The organism is Acinetobacter sp. UBA2063 (assembly GCF_002333245.1).
In the GTDB taxonomy this organism is placed as follows: domain Bacteria; phylum Pseudomonadota; class Gammaproteobacteria; order Pseudomonadales; family Moraxellaceae; genus Acinetobacter; species Acinetobacter parvus.
Genome location: NZ_DDAH01000143.1, coordinates 1 through 9,688, shown reverse-complemented (window position 1 = coordinate 9,688; position 9,688 = coordinate 1). Strand labels below are relative to the sequence as shown.

Sequence of the window (9,688 nt, the reverse complement as noted above, 5' to 3'; positions counted from 1 at the left end):
CAAAACCGAGACATTTTGCAACAAGCCGCAGACAGTGAAAAATTAAAATCAGTACAAGTGCTGATTATTGCTGCTTTACAACGGCTTGAGAGCTTGCAGCAGGTGGTTGAGGTTGATTATACCTTACCTGAAATTAAGGCGATTGAAACGCAGGATATTCCAGAAAGTTTTATCCCAATCATTGTGGAAAACTATCAAGCATTACTGGAAAAAGCCAGACTACGTGCTGAGCAAGAAATCGAAGATAATAAAACAGCCTCTTATAAAAGCACTTGGGCGCAAAGTAATTACAAAGACCTGCAAAAACTCAAAATAGAGCAGATCAGCCAGCAGTTGTTTTCCACAATTAATGGCAAGAAAAGAACCCAGATACACGGTGATCATTATAATATCCTGACCCACCAGAATAAGCTGCAAAATCTGCCTGAGTATGGTCTGGAACATGCGCTACGTTTAAGTTATCACGGACGAAACTGGATTAACTGGAATGAACTTTTCAATAGTTTGCTAAAACCACATCATTATGAAAATCTTGAGTTGCGTCAGCTTGAACAGTTGATGAAACAGTTGGGTTTTGAAAAACCTGCGCGTATGATTGCCGAGAGTTATTTAGAGAACTATTACTATGAAAACTTGAGTAGTTATATTGCAGAGGATGACAAGGTTGTTCCATTTTTTATGGAGCATATTGATCTGATTGCTGAAGCGTTGGGTTTATCACCTGATAAAAGTGAATCACGCTACCATGGTTTTGAGCCTTTACATGCAATTGGTGTATTGCAACGTTTCCCACAATTGCCAAAACAGTTTATTCCTCGTTTACTTGAGTTTGCTCTGGGGGATGGAAAACGTTTACGTTTTGATGCTCAGGAAGTATTGAGAAAACTCCCTGATATCCATTTACGTGCGATTGAAGCGCTGGAAAATGGTAAACAGGAAATTCGTATTACCGCGATTGAATGGTTGGCCCGTTTACAGCATCAAGCCGCTGTGCCTGCCTTATATGCGTTGTTGGAAAAAGAGAAAAAAGAAGTTGTTATTGCTGCAATTCTGACAGCTTTGGAGCAATTAGGGGAAGATATCAGTCGTTATCTTTCACCTGAAAATTTGCTGAAAGATGCTGAAAAAGGACTAAAAGGTAAAATTGCCAGTAGCTTTATCTGGTTTGATTTACAGCATTTACCTCAAGCCCAATGGCAGGATGGAACGACAGTTGATCCCAAAATTATTCAGTGGTGGGTAATTTTAGCGGATAAATTAAAAGATCCGATTCCAAATGCCTTGTTACAGCGTTATATGGGGCTGTTGAATGAAAAGAGTCAACAGACACTTTCGCTACATTTACTAAAAAGCTTTATTTATCAGGATACACGTAATCCAACTTTAGAAGAGGCGATGGAGGTTGCAACTAAAGAAGCACCGAGTCGGTTGGCATCCTATCAGGACTCATTTAAGCGTTGGGGGCAAAAGTACCCTGAATTTTATGGGCGTTATGAGCACATCACGTTAGAAGAAGTGGTTGAGGAAATTAAACGTGAACGTCTGGCAATTTATTTAGGCTCTGCCATCAAAAGTAAGGGCATGCTGGCACTCACCTTTAAAACACAGGGCAGTATTGCGGTGAAATTGTTGCAGGATTATATGAAGCAACACTATCAACGTCGTGCGCAAATTGAAGCAATGTTGAGTAGTTTTTCAGTCAGTGATGATCCACTCATGATTCAATTGCTGCTCAGTCTTTCACGTCGTTATCGTACTGCATCAGTTCAAACTCTAGCAAAACAACTGGTTGAGCAAATTGCTGAGCGTAATCAATGGAGCAGTGATGAGTTGGCAGATCGTACCATCCCGACCGCAGGTTTGGATGATGCGGGTGTACTGAGTTTAGAATATGGTTCACGGATTCTAACTGCTTATGTGGATGAAAAAGATAAATTTGTACTGAAAAATGAAGATGGCAAGATCATCAAAAGCCTACCTGCTGCACGACAAGGCGATGATGAAAGCCTAATCAAGGAAGCGAAATCATTGTTCAGCAGCAGTAAGAAAGAATTTAAACAGGTCATTGATTTACAGACACAGCGTCTATATGAGGCGATGTGTAGTGAACGTGTATGGAGCAGTGCAGACTGGCAAGAATACCTGTTTGCACATCCGATTATGAAGCGTTTGATTCAACGTTTGGTTTGGTTGGAAATTTCTACAGAGGGTGAGATTCTACACAGTTTCCGTCCGAGTGATGATGGCAGTCTGTTAAATCTGGAAGATGATGAAATTGAATTGTCGGCAGATAGCCAGATTAAAATTGCGCATGTGGTTTTGATTAGTGCTGAGGATGCTGAGGCATGGCAAGCACATTTTAAAGACTATAAAGTGAAGTTTCTGTTTGAACAAATGACACACCAGCTTCCTGTTTTTGAAGCACAGGCTGAAATCATTGAAGATCGTAAAGGTTGGTTAACCGATACCTTTACCTTGCGTGGTGTGATCACTAAGCTGGGCTATCAACGTGCTTCGATTGAAGATGGCGGCTCCTTTGATAGTTACTTTAAGCCATTTAGTCAAATCGGTTTATCTGCGGTGATTCGTTTTAGTGGTAGCTATGTGCCTGAAGAAAATCTTGCAGCCGTTTTATATGACCTGAGTTTTGAGAAAAAAAATGTGCGTTCGTGGCGTGACAGTGGGATGAATCTGGCAGATGTTCCCCCTGTGTTGTTGGCTGAGACCTATGCAGATTATTTAAAGGTTGCTGAGGCATGTTCTGGTTTTGATCCTGAATGGCAGAAGAAAACGCCGTGGTAGAAAATGGTAAAAATATGAATCAACAAGACATTATTAAACTCAGTGCCGAACAACGTTTTGCAGAAGAACTGGCAACATTAACTGAGCATGACCATGCACCCAAGCCACAAGGTTGGTTACGTTCACCACGTGCAGTACGCCAATTTATTCTTGGTGATGAAAAACTTGCCATCAGCCGTAAATTTTATGGTGATGATGCCTTGGTAGATCGAGCTATTGTCACTTTATTGGGAAAACAAGGTTTGATGTTAGTGGGCGAGCCTGGTACAGCAAAATCTATGCTTTCTGAGTTGTTAGCAGCTGCGATTAGCGGTGATTCTGGACTGACCATTCAGGGGACAGCGGGAACAACCGAAGACCATTTAAAATACTCATGGAACTATGCCTTATTACTTGCAGAGGGTCCAAATGAAAAATCTTTGGTGCCATCGCCTGTGTATCAAGCCATGCAACAAGGCAAGATTATTCGTTTTGAGGAAATCACCCGTTGTCCACCTGAAATTCAGGATGTGTTGGTTTCATTGATGTCTGAAAAGACCATGATGATTCCTGAGTTAGGTGAGCAAGGTCGTGTTTATGCCAAAGCAGGATTTAATATTATTGCCACTGCCAACTTGCGGGATCGGGGGGTGCATGAGATGTCCTCGGCATTGAAACGTCGTTTTAATTTTGAAACCGTTCGCCCGATTGCCGATCCTGTGTTTGAGCGTGAATTAGTATTGACTCAGTTAAAACGTGAGTTAGGCGATTTATCTGATCAGATTCAAATGTCTGAATCTGTGGTCGATCTACTGGTCACCGTTTTCCAGGAGTTACGCCAAGGCACAACCAAAGATGGTACGTCGATTAAAACGCCTGACGCGGTGATGTCGACAGCGGAAGCGGTGAATATTGCCTATGCTGCTGCTTTAGAGGGCTATTATCTGGGTGATCAATCCTTGAGTGGGGCTGCGATTGCGAGGCAGTTGATTGGCGTGGTGCTCAAAGATAATGCAGATGATGCCAAACGGATGCGTTTTTATATGGATAATGTGGCACGTGAACGGGCGAAACTGGATGCTACTTGGAAAGCTTTTTTTGATGCTGGAAAGACGTTTTGGCAATGACGATACCTCAACGCTTACAACACGCCCTCGCATGGCAAAAGGATTTGGCTGAAAGGGGGATTCATTTTTTACCAATTCGCCATCATAGTCCAGCGTGTGCCTACGCTACTTTACAAGCCTTACAGCAGTTGCAGGCTAGGCATGTGTTGATTGAGGCACCACGTTCGTTTAATCGTTTAATTGCAGATTTACAGCATCCAGAAAGTCAGCCACCATTGGCTGTGTTGTGTCAAACCGAAATCATTGAACAGAATGTTGATGCTGTAAATGGGGAAACCGTTGAGCAGAAACAAACCCGTACGGCCTATTATCCATTTTGTGATTATTCACCTGAATGGGCAGCGCTGCGTTATGCGCCAGAAATTAATGCCCAGGTTGAGTTTATTGATTTGGCATGGAGCAGTCAGGTTGAGCATGAATTACAAACCTTTGCTAAACAAACTTGGCAAAGCCGAAGCTTACAACAAGAACGCTATTTAGGGCATAGCCAGTATTTACAAGCTTTAGCGCATAAGTTGCATTGCCGTAACCATGATGAACTTTGGGATCATCTATTTGAGCTAAAGTCCAAAAAAGAGATGAATGACTGGCAAAACTTTTTTCATGAGGTTCTGGTCTGGTGTGCCATGTCTCGTCTGGACTATGAAGACAGTGTCTTGGAAGCTGATGCCTCTCTGGTTCGTGAACAATGTATGTTGCAGAGCATTTTAGAGTGCTATGAGAATAATAAGGGCACAATCTGTGTTATTACAGGTGGTTTCCACACTTTAGCTTTAATTGAGGAATTAGCTAAACAACTGTTATCTGAAAAACCAAAAAAGATCAAAAAAATAAAGTCAGCTGATCAGAATGATCAAGCTTGGCTGATTCGTTATAGTTTTGATCGCCTTGATGCCTTAAATGGTTATGCTTCAGGTATGCCATCGCCCGCTTTTTATCAGCGTTGTTGGCAGCAAATGATGGATGACTCTGCAAATGATGTTGAACAACGGCAAGCCTTAACTGTTGAGTTGCTTTCTGACTTTTCAAGACAATTGCGTGAGCAGCAGATTCTGGACAGTAGTTTTATTACCATTAAAAATGCCACTGAACAGGCGATGAGGTTAGCCAGTTTAAGAGAGCATCATCTCATTAGCCGTTTTGACTTGATAGATGCTTGCCAGAGTAGTTTTGTCAAAGGCAGTTTAGACGAGGGACAGCAAGCCTTTCAGCATTTACTGCGCCAGATTTTAAGTGGGGCTCGTTTAGGGCAGGTGGTTCAATCTACTCAAACGCCGCCACTCTTGGCACAAGTTTATGAGTTGGCCAAAATCCATCGTTTTAAACTAGACGAAACCAGCAGCAAACGCACGAAACTGGATGTATTCCGTAATCAAAAACATCGATTGCGCAGTCGATTTTTGCATTTGCTGGAATTTTTACAAGTCGGTTTTGCCAAATCAGTTAGTGGCCCTGATTTGTTGGGCGGTGGACGTTTACATTTGCTGTTTGAAGAATGGGACTATGCATGGACTCCGCATGTTGAAGCGCAATTGATTGGATTGTCAGAATTAGGAAGTGATCTCAATACCATCGCAGTACAGAAGTTACTGCAACTCAAAGAGACTTTTTCTCAGTCTGGACAAGGGCGATCTTCTCATCTTGCAGTACAGCTTTTAATTCGTGCAGCATTGATGGGATTACATAAACAAATTCCAATTCTTTTTGCCGAAATTCAACAATATTTACCCAATGATCCTGATCTGGATTCGGTCATTCAATGCGGGCAAAAACTATTAAATTTATGGATAGGTAAGGATTTTTTGGCTTTCCAACAGCAGCCTGAACTAAAAGGGTTGTTAGAACAGGTGATTCCAAGTGCCTTGTTTTTGCTTTCACAATTCGCAACGCCGCCCGCAGATCAACAGCAGCAGATTCTCAATCAAGTGTTGCAGTTACGCAATTTGTCTAAACAGATTCAGCGCGTAGTGGAGGGTGAAGCGGATTGGTTGACACAGTTCTATGAAACCCTGGCGCGTTTACATACCGATTGGCAAAAGCTAGATATATTGGCAGGTGCAGTGGATGCCTTACGTTTTATTGATGGTGATTTGACCGAACAAAACCTACAACAATCGATTCAGCAGCATTTTGGCATCGGTGCAAGCCCTGAACATGCAGTGGCCTATCTATCTGGCATGATGCAAAGCGCCCCTGAATTATTATTGCGTTATCCTGCTATGGCAAAGTTACTTAATCAGCTTTTATTGCAGTGGGATGAAGCTACTTTTGTCGCGATTCTGCCTGATCTACGCCAAGCATTTACCTATTTTAAACCAAAAGAAACCGCAGCTTTTGCGGAACAAATTGCACAGTTGAATGATGTTTCAAGTCTGGATATTTCTCAATATATGAGTGAGGTATCACAGGCTGAAATGTTGCAAGGTGTGCAGTTGAATCAACAGCTACAGCAGTTTTTAGTCGATCAAAATTTACAAGGTTGGTTAGCGTAATGGGTGATTCAAATTCTAAAGACCTTGCAGCCCGTTGGCGTTTAATTTTAGGTCGTTATAGCGATCGAGCATTAAATCAGGTACAACTCGATGCAGAACAACTTCGCTTGGAACGAACCCTTGATTATTTATACAACCGAGAGTATGAACAGCGCGGACATGTAGCAGGAGAATCACGTCATGGTTCACTTGATGATTCACAACTTACTGCAATTAACTGGCTCAATCAGGCACGCAAACTATTTCCACAAAGTACCTTTGAGCGTGTACAGACCCAGGCAGTTGAGCGGTATCAGTTAGATGCCTTGCTTAAAGACCCACAAAGTTTAAAAAGTCTGGAACCAACACCGCAATTGGCAAAAGCTTTATTGACCATGCGTGGGCGAATGAATGCACAAACCCGAGATGCTGTTCGAGAGATCATTAAAACGGTGGTGGAGCAGATTGTTGCACGCTTAAAACCGAATTTTATCAATGCGATTCATGGTCGTCGTAACCGTTTTCGTCGTTCATTGATTGCCAATAGTCAGAATTTTGACTGGCGGCGTACCATTCGGGAAAATCTAAAACATTATAACCATGATCTAAATAAGCTGATTATTCAACAGCCATTCTTCAATGCACGGGTACAACGTCATTTACCCTGGACGGTGGTGTTATGTGTGGATCAAAGTGGTTCGATGATGAACTCAGTCATGTATAGCGCGATTTGTGCCAGTATTTTGGCGAGTTTACCTGCTGTTAAAGTTCATCTCGTATTATTTGATACCAATATCGTGGATTTGTCGCATATGGCGCATGACCCTGTTGAGGTATTGCTAACGGTGCAGTTGGGCGGCGGAACAGACATTGCCAAAGCAGTGAATTATTGTGAACGTTTTGTGACTCAACCCAATCGAACCATTTTTACTTTGATTAGTGATTTTGAAGAGGGCGGTTCAGTGGCGCATTTGCTTAATGCGATCAGTCGCTTGCAAAGCCAGCAGGTAAAATTACTGGGCTTGGCCGCTTTGGATGAACAGGCAAATCCAGTGTATGACATTCAGATGGCACAAAAACTGAATGAACGCGGCATGTCTGTGGCAGCTTTAACCCCTGAACATTTTGCTGAATGGATGGCAGAGGTGATGCAATGAGCTGGCAACAACAATATTTGGCTTATGATCAAGATAGCCTTGCAACCTATGCCAATGCGGGGCTGGTACGCCGTGCCTTAAAGGATATTGAAGCGGAAAAGGTGATTTTACAGAATGAACAAGCTGAACGGATCACGATTGAAAGTGATGGTCAACAAGTTTGTTTATCGGCTACAGGTTTAGTCAACGCATCATGTACTTGTCCTGCAACAGGTGCATGTAAGCATATCGTTGCCGCAGTGCTGTATTTACAACAACATTTACAAAACCCAGCTCAACAACAGATCGAAAATCAGACACAAGATACACCTGAATTGGTTGAGATTTCGGTTGTTTCATTTAGTGAACAGCCTCAAGTAAGTTTAAATAAACCCAATCTTATTGAAGAGATTCTTGTATTTGATTTAAATCAACTTGCCAAAAAAATAGGCAAAGCTCAAACCCAAAAAGCGATTAAATTGGCTCGTCTTTGGCAGCAAGAACAGCAAACCGATCTATTGGATGAAGAATATCGCTTAAAGATTCGAATTAGGAGTTTGGCTGAGGACATCATCTATGTTGCAGGAGCTGGTTTTACAGGCATGCTGTCTAATCTGGAAAAAGATCAATCAGCCTATTATCTAGCCGCTTTAAGTGAAGTTCAGCGTCTGCAAGGAAAATTGTGGGCTGAACTGGAATTGCGTGAAGCAGAGAACCCTGCAATTTTAACTGAGAGTGAACGCCAGTTTATTGTTGAATTAAAAGATGATCTGGCACAGTTACTCGAATTTGGTCTATCCCATGTCAATGAGATGACTGCACGTCAACTGCATTTACTCAATATGTCCGCACGAAGTGAATCATTACCACGTCTAGCTGCAATGTTAAGACAACTCAGCGGGCAGGTGGGCCGACTGTTAAATCGTGATGAGCACAGTTCAGAACATGATACGCTACTGTATTTGGCACAGATGAGTGCTTATCTCTATCGGTTGGAACATGCACAAGGTGAACAGCTATTAAAATTGAGAGGGAAGCTGCGACAGCATTATCAGCTCGATGAAGAACAAGCTGATTTGCAGCTTTTACCTTTAGGCGCACGTTGGTGGCGGACGCTTGGGGGAGCACGTGGGATGAGCCTGTATTTTTCAGAATTGGAAAATCCTAAAACTTTTGAAGTCACTTTGGCGCGTGCTGAAAATAATGATCCCAACTTTACCCGTCATAATGCATGGTCACAGCAAAGTATCTGGATGTTAACTGCTCAACAACTGATGCAGAAAAAAGTACGTTTACAACAGCCTCGGTTTGGTGAAGATGGACGGTTATCTGCCGCAGGGACAAGTCGTGCCTTGCCTTTAAATAGCCTAAGTAAAATTGATGATTTTAGTCTTTACCAACAGATCGGATTCAATGATTGGCAGACATTACAGCAGCATTGGCAGCAACAGTTACAGACTATAGACGGAATTAATCAAACGATACTTCTTAATATCTCTGCTTATGACAGCCCAAAAGTAGATGAGATTGAACAATGCTTATGGTGGACGGTTTATGACCAAAACCGATCAACATTGCATATGCGTTTGGACTGGAAAACACAAGACTTAGAGAAAATTCGTCAGCTTGAACGCTTATGTACCCAAATGGTACAGGTCCACTCTATTTTTGCGTACTGCCAAATTAAAGGGCATCAACTGGTTTTATTACCGATGAGTTTATTAATCACTCAAAATGGCAAGACTCGACTGTTTAACCTTGATTTTGACCAATTGGCTGAACCAAAAAAAACTTTAAAAGAAAGTATCGTTGGACGTATTGAGCAACTGTTGGCGAAGAAAAAACAGCAGCAAGCTAAATTTGCTTCAACTCAAATCAGCTTGAGCCAGAAAGTGTGTGAACCGATTTTGGAGGTATTGCTTGGTCTTGGTTGTTCAGGGCGTATGTTGCTGAGTGCTTCGCAGGTTGAAATACTACAGCAGCAACGACAGTTGGCACAGGATGCGGGAATGAGCCTTTTAGTTAGACAAATCAGCTTAATTTTGGATACTTCTCAACTAAATTCAGCGATGCTTTTACGTTTGGTCTATGTGTGTGAGTTGGTTTTAAGAATGCAGGTTTTTTTGCCAATACAATTAAATATTGATAATAAATAGGACTTACGCACTGTTAT

At 42.1% G+C, this 9,688-nt stretch carries 5 protein-coding genes; all 5 read left to right on the top strand.

Annotated features, from left to right (window positions below):
• Positions 1 to 2,802 (top strand): DUF4132 domain-containing protein (locus tag B4H32_RS06535; RefSeq protein ID WP_286800949.1); only part of this gene is annotated, 2,802 nt, incomplete at its 5' end.
• Between the two features lie 14 nt (positions 2,803 to 2,816).
• Positions 2,817 to 3,908, top strand: a complete 1,092-nt coding sequence (locus B4H32_RS06530) for an ATP-binding protein (RefSeq protein ID WP_033198088.1) — start codon at positions 2,817 to 2,819, stop codon at positions 3,906 to 3,908.
• Entirely contained in the window at positions 3,905 to 6,400 is a 2,496-nt protein-coding gene (locus B4H32_RS06525; RefSeq protein WP_286800951.1) for a DUF5682 family protein, read from the top strand. Before B4H32_RS06530 ends, B4H32_RS06525 begins: the two co-directional genes overlap by 4 nt.
• Positions 6,400 to 7,536, top strand: coding sequence for a VWA domain-containing protein (locus tag B4H32_RS06520; RefSeq protein WP_004755778.1), 1,137 nt, complete (start codon positions 6,400 to 6,402; stop codon positions 7,534 to 7,536). Before B4H32_RS06525 ends, B4H32_RS06520 begins: the two co-directional genes overlap by 1 nt.
• Complete coding sequence (locus B4H32_RS06515) at positions 7,533 to 9,671, top strand: SWIM zinc finger family protein (protein ID WP_004681286.1); 2,139 nt, start codon at positions 7,533 to 7,535, stop codon at positions 9,669 to 9,671. The genes B4H32_RS06520 and B4H32_RS06515 overlap by 4 nt, the downstream gene beginning before the upstream one ends.
• Positions 9,672 to 9,688: the final 17 nt, after the last annotated feature.